Annotated in this window: 16 protein-coding genes and 1 pseudogene; 9 read left to right on the top strand and 8 right to left on the bottom strand. The window is 29.5% G+C overall.

Features of this window, described 5'->3' with window-relative positions; genetic code table 11:
• Nucleotides 1–146 precede the first annotated feature (146 nt).
• Entirely contained in the window at nucleotides 147–1514 is a 1368-nt protein-coding gene (locus RXO53_RS01130; protein ID WP_410712441.1) for an RNA-guided endonuclease InsQ/TnpB family protein, read from the bottom strand.
• Between the two features lie 261 nt (nucleotides 1515–1775).
• Between RXO53_RS01130 and RXO53_RS01125 the strand changes: the two genes are divergently transcribed.
• Together RXO53_RS01125 and RXO53_RS01120 are read left to right on the top strand one after the other, a co-directional pair.
• Complete coding sequence (locus RXO53_RS01125) at nucleotides 1776–2249, top strand: deoxyuridine 5'-triphosphate nucleotidohydrolase (RefSeq protein WP_410712440.1); 474 nt, start codon at nucleotides 1776–1778, stop codon at nucleotides 2247–2249.
• Between the two features lie 10 nt (nucleotides 2250–2259).
• Entirely contained in the window at nucleotides 2260–3060 is an 801-nt protein-coding gene (locus RXO53_RS01120; protein ID WP_410712439.1) for a hypothetical protein, read from the top strand.
• On the opposite strand, the gene RXO53_RS01115 is transcribed toward RXO53_RS01120, so the two are convergent.
• Both RXO53_RS01115 and RXO53_RS01110 read right to left on the bottom strand, forming a co-directional pair.
• On the bottom strand, nucleotides 3047–3655 hold the full coding sequence (locus RXO53_RS01115) for a lysine exporter LysO family protein (protein ID WP_410712438.1): 609 nt from the start codon (nucleotides 3653–3655) through the stop codon (nucleotides 3047–3049). The genes RXO53_RS01120 and RXO53_RS01115 overlap by 14 nt on opposite strands.
• Complete coding sequence (locus RXO53_RS01110; protein WP_410712437.1) at nucleotides 3645–3944, bottom strand: hypothetical protein; 300 nt, start codon at nucleotides 3942–3944, stop codon at nucleotides 3645–3647. The genes RXO53_RS01115 and RXO53_RS01110 overlap by 11 nt, the downstream gene beginning before the upstream one ends.
• Before the next feature lie 120 nt (nucleotides 3945–4064).
• Here RXO53_RS01110 and RXO53_RS01105 point away from each other — a divergent pair, with 120 nt between their 5' ends.
• The gene (locus tag RXO53_RS01105; RefSeq protein WP_410712436.1) at nucleotides 4065–4595 is read left to right on the top strand and encodes a hypothetical protein; all 531 of its coding nucleotides are present in this window, start codon (nucleotides 4065–4067) and stop codon (nucleotides 4593–4595) included.
• A 16-nt stretch (nucleotides 4596–4611) separates the two neighbouring features.
• Nucleotides 4612–5286: a DedA family protein gene (locus RXO53_RS01100; protein ID WP_410712435.1), complete on the top strand. Its 675-nt coding sequence runs from the start codon at nucleotides 4612–4614 to the stop codon at nucleotides 5284–5286.
• Here the strand turns inward: RXO53_RS01100 and RXO53_RS01095 are convergent, their stop codons facing one another.
• Complete coding sequence (locus tag RXO53_RS01095) at nucleotides 5287–6162, bottom strand: fumarylacetoacetate hydrolase family protein (protein ID WP_410712434.1); 876 nt, start codon at nucleotides 6160–6162, stop codon at nucleotides 5287–5289.
• Nucleotides 6163–6265: 103 nt separating this feature from the next.
• Here RXO53_RS01095 and RXO53_RS01090 point away from each other — a divergent pair, with 103 nt between their 5' ends.
• From RXO53_RS01090 to RXO53_RS01080, 3 genes are all read left to right on the top strand, one after another.
• Nucleotides 6266–6970 carry a creatininase family protein gene (locus RXO53_RS01090; RefSeq protein ID WP_410712433.1) on the top strand — a complete coding sequence of 235 codons (705 nt, stop codon included), beginning with the start codon at nucleotides 6266–6268 and terminating at the stop codon, nucleotides 6968–6970.
• A 106-nt stretch (nucleotides 6971–7076) separates the two neighbouring features.
• Nucleotides 7077–7805 (top strand): ABC transporter ATP-binding protein, encoded by a 729-nt coding sequence (locus RXO53_RS01085; protein WP_410712432.1) that lies wholly within the window; start codon nucleotides 7077–7079, stop codon nucleotides 7803–7805.
• Nucleotides 7806–7816: 11 nt separating this feature from the next.
• Complete coding sequence (locus RXO53_RS01080) at nucleotides 7817–9229, top strand: hypothetical protein (protein WP_410712431.1); 1413 nt, start codon at nucleotides 7817–7819, stop codon at nucleotides 9227–9229.
• Nucleotides 9230–9326: 97 nt separating this feature from the next.
• Here RXO53_RS01080 and RXO53_RS01075 read toward each other — a convergent pair.
• Together RXO53_RS01075 and RXO53_RS01070 are read right to left on the bottom strand one after the other, a co-directional pair.
• A pseudogene (locus tag RXO53_RS01075) lies at nucleotides 9327–11990 on the bottom strand (ATP-dependent helicase); the annotation flags it as partial.
• A gap of 154 nt (nucleotides 11991–12144) precedes the next feature.
• Entirely contained in the window at nucleotides 12145–12930 is a 786-nt protein-coding gene (locus RXO53_RS01070) for a CBS domain-containing protein (RefSeq protein ID WP_410712430.1), read from the bottom strand.
• A 238-nt stretch (nucleotides 12931–13168) separates the two neighbouring features.
• Between RXO53_RS01070 and RXO53_RS01065 the strand changes: the two genes are divergently transcribed.
• The gene (locus RXO53_RS01065; RefSeq protein WP_410712429.1) at nucleotides 13169–14110 is read left to right on the top strand and encodes a hypothetical protein; all 942 of its coding nucleotides are present in this window, start codon (nucleotides 13169–13171) and stop codon (nucleotides 14108–14110) included.
• Nucleotides 14111–14832: 722 nt separating this feature from the next.
• Complete coding sequence (locus RXO53_RS01060; RefSeq protein ID WP_410712428.1) at nucleotides 14833–16302, top strand: NCS2 family permease; 1470 nt, start codon at nucleotides 14833–14835, stop codon at nucleotides 16300–16302.
• Nucleotides 16303–16456: 154 nt separating this feature from the next.
• Here RXO53_RS01060 and RXO53_RS01055 read toward each other — a convergent pair whose 3' ends face one another.
• Entirely contained in the window at nucleotides 16457–17578 is a 1122-nt protein-coding gene (locus RXO53_RS01055) for an MFS transporter (RefSeq protein ID WP_410712427.1), read from the bottom strand.
• 186 nt (nucleotides 17579–17764) lie between these two features.
• Nucleotides 17765–18001: a hypothetical protein gene (locus RXO53_RS01050; RefSeq protein ID WP_410712426.1), complete on the bottom strand. Its 237-nt coding sequence runs from the start codon at nucleotides 17999–18001 to the stop codon at nucleotides 17765–17767.
• Nucleotides 18002–18011: the final 10 nt, after the last annotated feature.

Below are 18011 nucleotides of genomic sequence, written 5' to 3'. Positions count from 1 at the left end.
CTCGATTAAAATAATTATATATATTCTTTCTTAAAAATTTCTATAAATTTAATTACTTGGTGAGCAAAATGGCTAGGATAGTGTTGCACGAAAGGGCTGACCTCCTCCCCGCCCTGAAGGGTGAGGGTTTCCTGAGGTCTAGAGGGTTACACCCCTTTTATGGGTGCTACTCTGTTATGTTCTACAATAAAAGATAGGGGTTTCTTTATTGATGATAATACTTTACCTGTTGCTTTCTTTAATATGTTTAAAGCCCCATTTAAATCAGAATGAAGTTTATGTTTTAAGGGACAATTAATGACTCCCCTTGGTCCTCTTTTAACTTCTACATTATGATAAGCACAGTATCTGGACGTATTATATTCTATAACTTCATATACTTTAATGCCATATTCTTGTGCTTTAAGTTCAATTGTATCAATTAATTTACGATAAGACCACATGTTTACCGTAAATTTGTTGCCTTTATCTTGTGCGATGTTAAAAGGGTAACCTAAATAGATAGTTGAAACACCTAATTCATGTAACTTCTTCATTAGATGAAAAGCAAAATTCCTATATAAATGCAAAAGCCTTCTCATTAATTTCTTAAAAAGCCTTTTCTTCTCTTTTAATAATTCATCATATGCTTCATATTCACCAAGGTTTTTTGTATTATCTGCTAAGGATTGTACTTGCGATATCTTATTCTCTAAATAAAAATAGTCCTCCTTAGTCCTAATACCTTTGTAAAGAAACCAAGTTCCATCATTTAATACTACACTTGCTAAATTATTTATGCCTAAGTCAATTGAAGATAATTTGTTACCTTTAGGTGATTCAATTTGTATTTTCTTCCTCTCTCCTCTCACGATATACTTGCTCTCCTTTCCCGTTTTAGTTTTCTCAACACCTACTTCAACTGGTATAGAAGCATACCATGCGTTTCTTGTTTCATCATAGTATATCTCCAGCCTACCTTGTTTTCCATACCATCTAAGTCTACCAGCAAAATCTATTTCTAAATTGAAGTCCTTTAGGACTAACTTATGGTTTTGCTCATTTATAACATATCTATCTTGTCTAATAACAAGTAAAAGCTTTCTCTTTTTAGTATCTTTATCAATCCAATATCCTGGTGGTTTTATATGCTTCATATGTTTTGGTAGTTTTCCTTTTTTCTTTATTAAAGAAAAGAAAGATGACCATGCCTCGTTGTTTTTCTGCATAACTGCTTGAGCATTAACTTTTAGCTCTTCCTTATACTTTTTGTAGTATTTGTCCCATGTTTTATTGAAGTCAACTTTCTTTTCATGAAAGAACTGTTGTCTTCTCTCATAGTTTAACTCGTTGAAGAGCTTTGCTGATATATTAGCTAGCCTTCTGAGCTTCCTTTTCTGAAAACCATTTGGAAGAATGCGGATAACATTTGTTCTCTTATTTGTATAATTAACTTCGTAGATGCCTTCATCTGGTATTGCGGGAGAAATCGGCTCCCGCTCCTCATGTTTTAAGAGTTGACCAGACGAAGGCATCTGGAGAGCATCTCAAATAGAAATAGTATTTTTTGATTTAAAAAATTTTATTCCGCCCCCTAGAAGGGGCGAGGTTTGTTGTTTCTTTATCAAAGAATAAACCTTATTGCGATGGAACTCATAGAAAGACTCAAGACGAAGAGCCCGGAAAAGTTTATTTATATGATGAAGCCAATAATAGAGTAAAGTTGGTCTCATTTTATTACTAAATTTTCATAAAAATTTTTTACATCATAAACCACATTTTTTATAGGTGTTAATATGGCATATACAGGGAAAGAAATTTCAACATTTATTAAAGGCGTAGAAGATGAACAAATACAACCAGCTGGCGTTGATTTAAAACTAGACAAAGTGTTTAGGTTTTTAAATAATGGATTCTTAGGAAAGAATAAGAGAATATTGCCAGAATTTGAAGAAATTTTGCCAACTAATGATGTATATTTATTAAGCAAAGGAAGCTATAAAATAAGATTTTATGATATAGTAGAAATTCCTAAAGAAGCTATAGGTATCTGTTTTCCTAGAAGCAGTCTATTGAGAATGGGAGCATCAATTAATTGCGCTTTGTGGGATCCTGGATATATTGGAAGAGGAGAAGCTTTATTAAACGTTATAAATGATAACGGAGTAAAAATAGAGAGATATGCAAGAATTGCACAAATAACATTTATAAAACTAAGAAATGAACCTGAAAAGACATACAAGGGAATATATAATAATGAGAACTTATGAGTGATAAAATATGGCTTGCAAATCATTAATAATATCATCTCCAACAGTTGATATCATTAATGTAGATAACAACGAAAAATCTTGTGCAGGCGGGCCTCCTCTATATACTGGTTTTACATTAAGAAAAATGGATTGCGATGTATATTTTTTTGGTCCCATTGGATATGAAACTAAGAAAACGGTAAAAATACAGGAAATGCTTGGAATAAATACTTTGGGTATCTTTCAAGATGTAAGAGGGGCTGTTTTTTATCATAAATACGAAGACAATTATAGGATCACTAAATTTATTGGGGAAATTAAAACAATAAGCATTGATGAGCTAAAAAATATGCTATCAAAAACTAAATACGATATATTAATAATTTCTCCCATATTCAATGAAATACCTCCAGATTATATAAAGGAACTCCATAAACCTATAACCTTAGACCCACAAGGATATACAAGAGCTCTAAAAAATTGGACAAAATTAATTCCAATTAATAATATAGATTTAATTCATTTATCTAATGATGATTTGTCCCTAAATGAAATCAAAAATATAGAATTGGGAAATGCTACTTTGATATATACTATGGGTATGCAGAATACAATTATTATTTCTAAAAATAAAAAAATTGAAATAAAACCGAAGGGAAACTTAGTCAAGGATAGAACCGGTGCAGGGGATATAATTACTGGCCTAGTATCATATTATTATTTATATGAAAAGCGTGATATTCTAGATTCTTATTATATGGCTCAAAAACAATTTGAAAAGTTAATTAAAGAAGTTAGCGAAATAAAATATAAAATTAATGAAATGTAATTAAAAACGGTAAAATAAACGGTAAAATAACGGTAATAATTAAACCTTGCATTAATGCTGAGGAACTATTTTCAATACCTGAATATTTTACTATAATTCCAAGTGATGTATCCATTGTAGTAGCTCCACCCATAGCTATAGAAGGAACTCCAAAAATTGAATAAAGAATTGGATAAAGAGATAAGGTATATGCTTCTCTTAATAAATTGGAAACAAATCCTATAACTCCATAATATGGATTATATATTGAAATAAAAGGACCTATTAAGGAATACCACCCCGAACCAATGGATATAGATAAGGCATAATTCAAACTTTGCTTTAATATTAAGGAAATAACAAGACCTGATATAATATCTCCAATGAAGACAGATACCGTTAATAGAACGCCATTTTTTATTCCCCTTATTGCTGTCTTTAAAATATCTTTAGCGGAAATACCTATGACTACTCCTATTAATCCTAACAAAATATACAACCAATATACTGCAATGTTTTCAATATAATTAGTAGGAAGCTTCACAAATAAACCTATTAATAACCCAACAGTAAATACGCCTAATGGAGGTATAAATTCCTTGAATCTATTTTCCATTTTTTCCACCTAGAAGAATAGATGCTATTAAAATACCTATAAAACCAGGCAATAAAGAATACAAAATTATTGAATAAATTAATGATAGACTTTCACTACTAGTTAAGTATTTAGTTATAAATTCTCCAGCAGTAATTGCCATGAAAAATATTAAATCCAAAATGGATATCATTAAAATGATGTTTAAAATTTTAGATGAATTTTTTCCAAACCTATGGCTTAGGTTCATTGTTATTCCTAAAACTATCCCAAATATTAGAAATATATATAATATGAGATCCGAAATCACTTCGCATCACTACTAAGTTTATATTAACATATAAATTTTAAACCTTTTTGATAAAACGATTTGAATGTAATACAGTTAAACTTATAAACTTTGTTTTACTAGTAATACAGGGATGACAAAATGTCTGAGAATAACCAAGAAAATGAGGAAAAGAAGCAAGAAAAAACCTATACAATTAGAGGTATAAATGAAGATCTCTATGAAAGCTTTTCAAAAGCTGCGAAAGAAATGGGAACTACGGTGGGAGATTTAATGAATCAGGCAATGAGTCAATTTTTAGTAACTTTGGAGGCTGGCAAAGATATTGGTAAAAAAATAAGCGAAAAGGCAACTAAAACAGGACAAAATATAATTAAAGGCCCGTTTGATGCATTTAGGCAACTGATCTCTAGTATAGCTGAGTTTGACTTAGTGAGCAATATAAATGAATTAAATGTGACTAAACAAGACCTAGAAAATGCTGAAAAACCTGTTGTATTTTCTAATATAAAAAAATTATCTTTTTCTTCAGACGTTGACATAAATATTTTTGTTAGCAAGGTAAGATCAATAAAAGTTGTAGATGAGCTCATAATACCTCCTAACTTACCATTAATTACAGTAGCTAAAAAATGTCAATTAGTAAAAAAGATAACCCAGAACAAACAATAAAGATTGGTGTGAATGCTTGAATAAAGAAAAGGAAAACCTTATAATTTCAATAATTTTTATTATTTTAACTATTTTTATTGTATCTTATCATTTTTTATTAGGAGGTAACATTACTCAAATTATGCTAAATATTAGCCTTAAAATACTAAACAAAATTGGATATTTGGGTATATTGGCTTTAATGGCTGCAGAAAGCGCTTTAATACCTATTCCAAGCGAAGTAGTTATGCCTCTAGCCGGAATTTTAGCCAAGGATGGTTTCCTTAATCTTTATGCTATAATTGCTTTTGGAACTTTAGGAAATTTGATAGGCTCATTACTCTTGTATTATATAGGTATATATATTAGATTACCTTTTATTAATTTTGCTGTCAAATATTTCAGGCTAAATACTAAATACGTAAACATTTCTGATGATCTATTTAATAAATATGGTAATTCTATAATATTTTTTGGAAGGATTATGCCAGCTATTAGATCAGTAATTTCATTACCTGCTGGTTTTTCAAAAATGAATTTGTACAGGTTTGGACTATATACATTGCTTGGTTCAATACCATGGAATGCGTCTCTTACATTAATAGGATTTTATTTCGGATCTAACAAATTATTAATTCTAAGATTCGATTATATAATAAGTGCTTTAACTTTATTAATTGGCATCTATTATTTAATAAAATATTTCAAATAATTAATAATTAAGTCTTACAACTTTATTTCTCAAAGGATCCAAACCTGAGGCAATAATTTCTATATTATCACCATCTTTTAAATAATACCCCTTGGCATGGCCTACTCCAGGAGGAGTTCCAGTAAATACTAAATCTCCAGGATATAAAGTCATAAGTTTTGATATCTCAACAATTATGTTTGCATAATCATAATACATATCAGATGGACAACCATGTTGAACTACTTCACCGTTAAGCTTTGTAGTTATACATAAATTTTCCATTTCTGAATAGCTTTGTATAATCTTGATATACGGTCCTACGGGTGAAAATGTGTCTAAACTCTTTGCTTGACTCCACGGTAAGCACTCATTATTATTCTCCCCATATTGTAGATCTCTAGCTGTAACATCATTACCAGAAGTATATCCAATTATAGATTCCTTAGCTTCGTTTATGCTTGCATTTTTAACTTTTTTTCCAATTAATAACACTACTTCCCCTTCATAGTCTGGCTTCTTAACAAAATTTGGAATTATAATATTAGAATTTGATCCAATTAAAGCGCTTGTAGCTTTTAAGAAAAATGCGGGTTTTAAACTACCCTTCATTTCTTTTGCATGAGCAATATAATTCTTCCCAATGCCAATTATCTTGCTAGGATATGGATTTGGAGGCAATAAAATAGAATCTAGATTATATTCTGTTTTAATATTAAATAGATCTAAGTTTTTGATTAAGTATTCCAAAGATTGAGGCAGATTGGAGTAAAAATTTTTCGTATCCAAATACTTATTTTTTTCACCTTCTCCTATCTTGTAGAAATATTTGTCACGGAATAACACAAGCTCTTGATTGCCTTGAATTAAAACATTTCCTATTCTTATATCGTCCATAATTATCTCCCGTTTATATTTTATTTTGTTTAATTTTAAATATTACTGAAATAACAAAAACTTAATTTCTTCTTGAGCTTTTAACAAAAATAGAGTGATAAAAATGGTAGAAACAAAAAATTGTTTAGAGTATATTAATCTGAAGTCAATTGATATCAACAAATATAAAGAACATATATTTATAATTCCCGTAGGAAGTATTGAACAACATTGCGATTTACCATTAGGTCTTGACTCTATTATTGTTAGCAAAATTGCATCTGATCTTTGCAAAGTAATGGATAATATAGTGATATTACCAACTATTTATTATGGATTTTCTCCAGAATGGGCTAATACAGAGGGAACTATTACATTAGATATGGAAACTTTTTCAGGACTGATAAAATCTATTTTGAATTCAATAAAAAAATTTGGAGGCAATAAAATTGTTTTTTTAAATGGGCATGGCGGTAATTCATATATTTTAGAAAGTGTGCTAAGGGAATGGGTAAAAAGTAATTTCAACACAATAGTATTGATAATAAATTATTGGAAAGTCATTAACATAAATATAGGACATGCAGGACATGCAGAATACAAAATTGCTAATGCTCTAAACATAAATCTAGAAGAATCTAATTGTAACGGTAAAATAGATCTATATAATGGAAGCGCTAAAATAATTATCAATGGGCCTAGAGAAGGTTCAAAAACGCAAGAAAAAGTTGATATTAATATTAGTCACGACGATATAATTATAAAGATAAAAGACGAAATAATTAATGCATTTAATTTTGCTAACAAAAAAGAGTCATTTATATTATAATGAGCTGAATCATAGTATTAATTAAATAATAAATTAATATAGCTAATACTTAAAAATGTCAATCATAAAAATATATTTAGAAAAATGAAACCATTAGGTGTCAAAAGTGGAAATAAAAAGTAACGATGCTATATCTCTAAACAATGTAGTTAAATTATATGGAAATTACGTCGCTCTAAGAGGGATTACATTTAATATACCAGATGGAGAAAAATATGCTTTGCTTGGTCCTAATGGGGCTGGAAAATCTACTACTTTAAAGCTTATCGCAGGAATATTAAAGCCTGATAGAGGAGAAATTAAAGTATATGGATTGGATCCTTTAATGGATATAAATTCTAAAAAAATAATTGGATACTTGCCAGAAGATGCAACACCTTATAGAAATTTGTCTGTAAGAGAAAATTTAGAATATATTGGAGCCTTAAGAAATATAGAGGACTTAAGTAATAGAGTTGATGAGATGCTAGATACTTTAGGATTGAGAGAGTATGAAAGGGCAAAAGTATCAAAGCTGTCAAGAGGTAATATGCAAAAGCTTGCCATAGCTTTAGCTTTAATACATAGGCCCAAAGTTTTACTGCTTGACGAACCGTTGAATTACTTGGATATACCAACACAAGAAGAAGTAATATCTTTACTTAATAAGATGGGATCAACTATGCTCGTTTCAACTCACATAATGGCCGTTGCGGGAAGACTAACAGACAAAATAGTAATGATATCAAAAGGAACAGTTATATGGAATGGATCCTTTGATAAACTTAAGAGTATGGCAAACGAAGGAGAACCTATAGAAAGAGTTGTCGCAAGATTGATGACAAACAACTTTTAGATGGTGGTAAAATGAGTAAATTCTTTAAATTGCTAAAATTTGTAATAAAAACAAGAGTATCAAATACAATGCTTGCAATCTTATTAATAGTCATTTTGTATTCAATATTTACAGGACTAGAAATTATGAAATCAGGAATTAAGATTGAAACAAAAATACCAGAATACTATGCTGTTGCCTACGCTACATTTTTTATGGTATTTTCTTCATTTTCAGGAGGACTAGCTGTTTTAAAATCCGATAGAGACTATCTATTTATGCTCCCCATAAAAAAATCTCAATTAATAATATCTCTGTTTATTGCGCAAATAGTTATTCTAGGTACTGCTATTATTGCTTTTGTAGGATTTTATTTGCCATTTTTAGAGTTAAACGTATGGGACATTATAATATCTTTTGTACTTTTCATTCTTTTTATAACTTCACTTAGCACATATGTTGGAGATCTGCAAACAACAAGGAGAGCAATAATAGCTGTCTTATTGGCTTTATGGGGAATTTCACCATACTTTGGCTTTAAATTTTCACCAACAGGAATATTTTTTGGATATCCATTATATGGAATTTTGGTCTTATTTCCTGCAACGATAATATCAATGATATTTACAGTAAGAAAATTAGCTAGCGTTAGCTTGGAGTATCAAAGATCTTTGTCGAGAGAAGGAAACGCTGAATTTAAGGATTTATTGAGATTTAGCAAATATTCTGGAATTAAAGCACTATATTATTTAAATATTATGTATATAACAATATCTGGCAGAAGTGGTGGAATGGGATATGGAATTAAATATTTTTCCAATCGAATCAAATTAAGGACTTTATTAGTCTATTTATCTGTATTATCAGCTGTTTATTGTATAGCTGTATGGAAAATTTTTCTTCCTTACGCTCAAACTGCATCAATTATAATAACTATCTTTTCAATATCGTTTTTCTATAGCTTTACCCAATCTTCTATTTCTAACGAAAGGCCTTGGCTTTCATTTACATCAGTTGATCCAGGAGAATATTTATCTCACCTTAGCCTTTCAAAGACTATAGCAACGTTTATAATAACTCTACCTTTAATAATAGCTAATGCCTTATTATATTTTGTTGGAGGGAAAGCGGCTCTATCTCAAGTACCAACATTAGCTATAGCATTTCCATCTATCCTTATAATTTCATTCTATATTGTTTCAAGGTTTAATATAATTCCGCAAATAAAGGAGGAAGGCGTTATGCCTGGACAAATGAGAGGAAGACAGATGTTCTTTGCTATACCTATATATGTTGTTATAATTGTATCATTAATATCATCATTTAACATAGTTTGGGGGTCAATAATATCAATGATATTATTCATTATAGCCATAGCATGTTTTTTAAATAAGAAAATTTGGAGAGAAGCCGCATTTTCATTAGTGGAAAATGGATATACATAATTGCTTTATAAATCTTTAGCTTCATAATCTTATAAAATTAACTCGAAAAATTTATAATCGTTACTACTCATTAATTATCAATCAAAGATTAACGATATTATTGAACTTCATTATTACTAGAAGATAAACCAGATGAACTTATTAATTCCATTATTTTATCGTGAAGTAACGATATAAGTTTTCTTCTGTCTTCCATCAAAATAACATCGCTAAATCCTTTAGCAACTATACTATGGGCAAATGGTGATGGATATGGCATAGGACCTTTTATATGAATTTTAATGTCATTATTTCCTATCCACTCCAAAACCTTTGTTGCAGCCTTTATGTCCATATAATCTTCTAAGATTTCTCTTAATGTTTCTTTAATTATTGGTAAATCTGGGATTTCTTCCAAAAGTAATTCAAGAAGCTTTTGGGCATTAAGTTGCATTCTCTCAGGGCTTCTTTCCCATCCCTTATATCTTCTTAGTATCATAAAGCTCCTTTGAGCGACATGTCTAAACCTTCTTCTCATCATTTCTGTTCTCTTTATAGCATTTTCCAGTATATTTCTAAAATTATCTTTGTTTACGTCTTTTATTAATTCTTTAATCATATTATAATCTGGATCTTTTAGTTTTTCAATACTTTGATATGATAACATGAATCCATTGTCAGTTACTGTTATCTTTACTGGTAATCCAAGAACATTCGACAATACACTTGCATAAGCTCTAGATAATGCATCGTTCGCCCTTCTACCATAAAGCATGTGAAAAACTATATTCCAACCGTCTTCATCTTTAAAATATTCTATTAATATGTTTTTATTACCAGGGACTACGCCTGCATAAGCAAGTTCTTCCCAAATATACCTTACTATTTCATTAGCTGCATGTTCTTCTAATAAGTAGTCTTCAATTAAAATTCTCTTAGCATCATCAAATCTTTTATCAATTAAAAGTTTTCCTATTTTTTCTCTAAATTCACCGACCTTTAACGCACTGTCGAAACTTAAAGGCAGCATTTCGCTAAACCATTCAGGAACCGTTGGCTTTTTTCCTTCAGCACTCTCTACCTTAATTTCCATTCCTTTGCTTTTTAAAAACCTATAGGTTTTTCCTCCAAGTATAAATATATCTCCTTCCTCTAATATTTCTACGAATTCCTCCTCTAGATTTCCTACATATTTTCCATCAGTAGTCATAACCCTTACTTTTGCCTCATCAGGTATTGTACCTGTATTCAGTTGGTATATCATTCTTGCACCTTTCTTTCTTCCAAAAACGTTTTCATTCTCATCATACCATATCTTAGGAAAAACTTTTTCGCTTTCCAAACCATACTTTCCTGACAAATAATCAATAACTGACATAAATTCCTCTTTGCTCAATGAATGGTAATTATATGACCTTTTTATTAATTCATAAGCCTCCTCTAAGTTCCATTTTTGATCTATAGACATTCCTACTAATTGTTGCGCCAAAACATCTAAGGGATTCATAGGGATCCTAACATTATCTATTTGCCTATCCAAGGCACTTTTTGCCAGAACAGTACACTCAACTAAGTCATCTCTATCAACTACTATAATCCTACCCTTACTAATTTGAGAAATGTGATGCCCGGCCCTGCCTATTCTTTGCAATAGCCTGCTCACGCTTTTTGGGCTGCTAAGCAAAACAACCAAATCTATGTAGCCTATATCGATTCCTAACTCTAGACTTGTACTAGATACAACTACTCTCAGTTGACCTTTCTTTAACTTTTCTTCTACATTTAGCCTTACATCCCTAGAGAGACTACTATGATGAGCTTCTATTTCATCTAAATCCAACATTTTTTTACTTGCCAGCAACTTCTTTAATTTATAAGAAACTCTTTCTGTTGCACTTCTAGTATTAGTAAAGATTAAAGTAGTTTTAGAGCTCTTGACTAGATTTGCTAGCGTTTCATATATCTCATTATTAATTTCTTCAGCGCTTCCATGAATTAAATCAGTCTTGGGAGTTATAACCCTTATATCGAATGGTTTAGAAAACCTTGCATCTACTATTTCTACTTCTCTAGGCTTATCATTTTCATAACCGCCCAAGTATTTTGCGACTTCTTCTAATGGCGATATTGTTGCTGAAAGACCAATTCTTTGCAAGCTTCTTCCAGTTTTACTTTTAACCAAATAATCTAACCTTTCAAGACTTAATGAAAGGTGCGAACCTCTTTTGCTTGATGCTATTTCATGTATCTCATCAACAATAACCCATCTTGCTGTAGAAAGTCTCTCTTTGAATTTAGGAGCTGATAAACTGATGCTTAATGATTCTGGTGTTGTTATCAAAATGTGTGGAGGTGATCGGAGCATTTTTTGCTTTATATTTGATGGTGTATCACTTGTTCTAACCCCTACATTTATTTCACTTATATTATAATTTTCTTGACTAGCTATCTGATAAATCTCTTTTAATGGAATTAATAGGTTCTTTTCCATGTCATTATCTAACGCCCTAAGAGGACTTATGTAAATTGCATATATCTGATTTTGAAGTTCTCCATTTTCACTCATTTGAAACAAATCATCAATAATTGCTAAAAAGACTGATAATGTTTTACCAGTGCCCGTAGGACTTGAAACCAATACATTCTTTCCTTGTTTAATGTAAGGTATTGCATATCTTTGAGGATCTGTAAATTGTCCAAATTTATTAGTAAACCATTCTCTGACATATGGTCTTAATAATTTCAGTATTTCTTCGTCTTCCATATTGAATTCCTCATATTTCTCCTATTCGTAAAACCTTTTTAGTTAATGCATCTTATAAAAGAAAGTATGGATTACTGATATTTTTACTTCTTTATAAGAATATTTACATTATTTATTATAATTTTTTGTATTTACATCTTATTATAAAAATTACTTATAAATTTTATTGTATTTAAAATAAATATCCTTCTATGATTTTATTAAAGTGTTTGGTTAATATTAAATCGTCAATCCCACCACACAATTTGTGAGAACAAAAAATTGCAATAACATCTGATCCTTTATTATACATTATAGATGCAATGTCTGACAACGATAAACCTACACTACCATATGCCCCCTCATCAATAGATAAATCTATTAGATTGACTTCCAAGCCCTCCATGCCCATATCTGAATACACCTTTATTATATCTCTCATAGTTATTATTCCTACATAATTGTTCTTATTAACAACTAATACCCCGCTCTTATTCTTATTTACTATATTATCAACTGCATCTACTACCTTACTTTCATTTATATCTAACACAGGATAATCTCTACCTAAAATATCTTGGACAACTACTTCCGAGCGAATCGAAGATATTATGTAAATTATATCATGAGTTGTTAATATACCATAAATTTTTTCTGGATCTCCTACTAATACTGACGTTATATCTTTCTTATTCATTATTTCTATGGCTTCTTTTATTGGGGTAGTTTTACTGACATAAATAGGCGATTCTAATTCAATAGAAGAAAGGGTTAAATTTGCAGGATTCGATCCCTCTAATAATATCTTTAGTAAAGAAACCAAATTAAAAATTCCAACTATTTGATCTCCTTGCTTTACTGCAAGCCTCCTTATCCCCCTATCATACATAAAATTTACTGCATTAGATACATATTCATTAATATCTATTGTAATCAAAGGCTTTGATGCTATTTCATAAATGCTTTCATTTATTGACAATTTCACACCCATTATTTAATATATGAATATTACTATAATATATCTTAATGATTTAAAGTCGATTTAAAAAATTTCCTGGCACCATTCTAGGGGCGGGGTTCGTCGCTCTCTTTATCATGATCAATTTTATATTTATAGATAACAGATTCGTTTACCCTCCTTGTTTTGTAAAGATTTTTGAAATCAATAAAAGGTTTATAAGCTTCAGATAATGATTAAAAATTGATAGGGATTAACGTTGTCAGATATATTATCAAAAGAAGAGAAATTAAAGATTTTGAAATCAATTGAAACCGATGAAGAGTTTAGGTACTCTCTATTGGGAGCATTAGGTTTTACTGAAATATTAAAAAGACTTGATGCTTTTGAAAAAAACCAAGAAATGATACTGTCAGAGATTAGAAAGTTGTGGGAAGAGGTTAAGGAGTTAAAGGAAAGTCAGAATAAGTTGTGGGAAGAGGTTAAGGAGTTAAAGGAAAGTCAGAATAAGTTGTGGGAAGAGGTTAAGGAGTTAAAGGAAAGTCAGAATAAGTTGTGGGAAGAGGTTAAGGAGTTAAAGGAAAGTCAGAATAAGTTGTGGGAAGAGGTTAAGGAGTTAAAGGAAAGTCAGAATAAGTTGTGGGAAGAGGTTAAGGAGTTAAAGGAAAGTCAGAATAAGTTGTGGGAAGAGGTTAAGGAGTTAAAGGCTACCCAAAATGAAATACTTAAAGAAATAGCTAAACTTTGGCAAGCAGTTGGAGATCTAAGGAAAGACGTTAATGAATTAAAAGAAACTACTAAAAACATGCAAAGAACTCTGGAAAGATTAACTCTGTCAGTAGAGGATGAAGGAAGGGAAGTTATAGAATATAGATTAGAAAAGGAGCTGGGTGAAAAAATTAATTTAGATAGAATATTTTTTGATAATGAAGAAATAGATATATATGGCGCATCTAATGAATTATTTGTTATAGGAGAAGCTACCGTAAGATTAGGTATAGGCTTGATAGAAGAATTAGAAAGAAAAATAGAAAAAATCAAAGAAAAAAGACAAGATCTTATTAGGAAAAAGATGATAAAACTAATATATGTAGATATAGCGACGCCTGATTCAATAGAATTAGCCAAGAAAAACGGAGTGTGGCTCTTAACTGTCAAAGGAGATATAACACCTAGAATTATACATGAAATTAACTTATAACTTAACTAACAATATTTTTGATATATAATTATATTAAAATAAAAATTGAGTTTTTTAATCAGAAATAACAATAAGTACTTTAAAATTTATCTTGCTTAGATAAATTTTATAGCATAATTGTAATAATCTCTCTATACAACATTTACATATTATATTAAAATAAAATAATTAACGCTTATTATTTACCATATTAATAGTTACTTATTATATTAATTTAACACTAAAGTATATTTATAAATTTTTGAATTATCTCATAATTCAATTTAAATAAATTTTATAAATGTAAATTATTCTTTATCTTAAAGACTAATGTTTTTACCAATATAATCTCATATGTTAGCAATTTGCCTATATTATTTTCATAATTATATAACTAATAAGCATTTACTCTAATATAATTTAATTTTCGAACTATAAATCTAACTAAACCTTCAAAACATACAAATTATCCTCTATTGCAAATAGCATTCTCTCATCGTTCTTAGCGATTCAGATATGTATAGGAAAATACTTCATTTATTCTTATTTTATTTTTATAAAATTTTTTATAAAATAAAAATAGATTAAAATGTTACCTTCTATAGAACCGTTCAAATTTTACCCTTATTTAATATGAAATTAGAAGTAAATAAATTGGATTTTATTTAACGAAGTAAATAACCGCTTAATTAAAATGAAAAATTTAAAAATAGCAAAATTTTGAAAATAATATGTGATGTGCTATGGAAGACCATAAGAATTTTGGGTTATTAGACAAAATATTTAATCTAAGCTTTTACAATACAAGGCCAAGAACAGAAATCATGGCTGGAATAACTACTTTTTTGGCCATGGCATATATTTTATTTGTCAATCCCTCAATTTTAACATCAGGATTTGTTTATTCAATGAGCTTAGCAACGGGTATGCCAATATCAGATATATCAAATAATTATCCCACACTTATTGAACAGGTCAAATTAAGCTTTACTGTTGCAACAGCGTTAGCTGCAGGAGTTGCAACTTTAATAATGTCACTTTATGCTAGGTTGCCTTTTGCATTAGCACCTGGCATGGGGGAAAATGCTTTCATAGCCTTCACAGTTATACCTACTTTTACAAAGATTTTAGCAAAATCTTCATGGTCTTCATCAATTAATATACCTATGTTTTCAATTTATTTAGCTTTAATATCGGTTCTATTTAACGGAATCCTTTTCATGATATTTTCTATTGGTAAAATTAGAGAACTCATTATAAACTCTGTTCCAGAAAGCATAAAGTTTGGTATTGCTATAGGCATTGGGTTATTTATATCCACAATTGGTTTATCAAACATTGGGTTAATTGCTCCAGGAAATGGATTAGTTACTATAAATTGGAATTCATTTCTTAGTTTACCTCTTTATATAGGTTTTCTTACAATTTTAATAGCAACTGTATTAAACAAATACAAAATATCAGGATCTTATTTAATTGCAATATTTGTAGCTACGGGCATTGGTATTACATTTAAGCTAGTTAGTGTACCGTCCAATATATTGCTGCCGCCAGCCTTTTCTACATCAATATTAAATAACCTTCCCATGTCATTCTATATATATTTTACTTTGTTTGGAATTGGATTCCCAATAGCATTCTCCTTGTTCTTAGTAGATTTTTTTGACGGAGTTGGAACGATAACTGGATTAGCAAGCAAAGCTGGTCTAATAAAAAATGGAAAAGTTATCAATATAAATAAGGCCTTGATTTCCGATAGTCTTGCTTCTATTTTGGCACCATTTTTTGGTACCTCTACAACAGTTGTATACATAGAATCAGCAGCTGGTATAGAATCAGGAGGAAAATCAGGCTTAACTTCTTTTATTATAGGAATTCTGTTTTTAATATCAATACCTTTAGCTCCATTATTTTTAATTGTACCTTCCTTTGCAACTGGTGGAATTTTAGTAATTGTAGGATTATCTTTTCTGACTCTATTTAGAAATTTAATCCAAATTATTGACCCCTTAGAGACCATACCAGCATATCTAACAATATTAGGAATTCCTTTAACTTTCAGTATAACAGCAGGTATAGGAATTGGAATTATAACATACGTGTTATTAAAACTTTTCGCCGGTAAGTTTTCTGAAATAAACCTTAGAATTATCCTAATAGCCTTATTATTTGCATTATACTTCGCATTAACAACCTTTTTAGAAACTCATTAATTTTTATTTAATTTTAAATTTTTTTATTAATTTAAAAGTTTTACTTCAGCATAAATTATAATAATTATACTGTAGTTTTTATTTACACTATCTTAAATTTAATACATAAAACCTTTGTATTTTTGAGACAAAATATATAGGTTTGCAAATATAGTTAAATTTTTAAGAAAACATAATATAAAATTGATGAAAATATTATAATTATTCCGGAAAAAATCCACAAGTCCTTGTAACCAGTATTTAAAATTATATATTGGGATATTATTGGCGAAAATATACCACTACTTTGCCAAAAAAAGTTTGCAAATCCAGTGACACTACCTGCTTTATTTTTACCAACAAATGATACTGCAGTTGAATTGGCAGGGGTAATAATGAACCTTACAAAGCCCATTAGAGTAGCAATAACTGCCAATAAATCAGGTCTCAAAAATACACTTAATAGCATAGTTAATATACCATAAATAAATTCGAATAATACCAATGATATTTTCACCCCAATTTTCCTTATTATATATCCAGCTATTATTGTAGCAGGCAACCCTGCTAAAGCAAGTAATGAGTATAGGTAACCTGAAGTATAGCTCGATATACCTAAATTAATGAAGTACTTATAGGCGTAAAGGGTTATACTCCAATAGGAGAGGAAAAATAAAAAACCTGCCAAACTAATTATTATGATGTTTCTGTCCTTAACAATAAAAAACCTGGTCCTTGTGTCTTCATATGGTATATTCTTTAAGTAGATTAAATATAATAATGAGAAGAATAGAGACAAAATTGATATTAGATAATAAGAATATCTCCAACTAAATTCTATGCTAATTCCTGGTAAAATTACGCCAGCCAATACTATGGATAAAGGCCAAGCCAAACTATAATAACCTATAGCAACGGCCTGCTCGTTTTTATCTTTAAATGCTATTGATAGGGTTTTAATTGTAACAGGATAAATCCAACCAGCTGAAATTCCCATAAAAAAGCTTGATATATATTCAATAAAAATTGAATTGGAAATTGCAGATATAAACGATGCCACTGATAAACCAATTAGAGAAATAAAAGCAATTAATGAAGGTTTTACTTTATCAGAAACTAGTCCAGCTGGTATTTGGACTATAACATAACCTAAAAAGAATAACGAATATATTAAACTATCTTGAATAGTTGTAGGTTTAAGTGTAGAATATGTAGAAACGATGCTCCAAGCTAATCTAGAAAAATAACTCAGAAAAAACGATGATGAAGTTATAAATATTATTAGAGATTTTTTCAAATTGTTCCCCACGTATTTTAAGCAATAAAATATATTTTAATTTTATTGAATGAAATTATTTAACTTTTTTACTAATTTTATTAAGAATTATTTTTTATAATTCAATTACTTTAGTTATAAGTTATTTAATGCGTTCTATAGTTCTAATGGAGTTTATTCTTATGACAAGCTCTCTTTTTGCCCAGTCTAATCCATTAATAAGTTTTTTAACAAGCTTTCTACTACTTTACTATTGATCTTCTGTACAGAATCATGAAAATCAATAACTATACTGTCTGCATTAAGTGTCGTGCTTTTCCTTATCATCTTTTTATTATTTCTAGACACATAAATTTGCGATTCCTTAGAATTATCGCTATTATTTAAATAATCATAAAATTTTAAACTTATCTTATTTTTATTTTGTAATGTAGATATTTTCAAAAATATAATA

This window comes from Caldisphaera sp., assembly GCF_046536515.1.
In the GTDB taxonomy this organism is placed as follows: domain Archaea; phylum Thermoproteota; class Thermoprotei_A; order Sulfolobales; family Acidilobaceae; genus Caldisphaera.
Note: the sequence above shows the minus strand (reverse complement) of the source record. Positions and strands in the feature narration are given on the sequence as shown.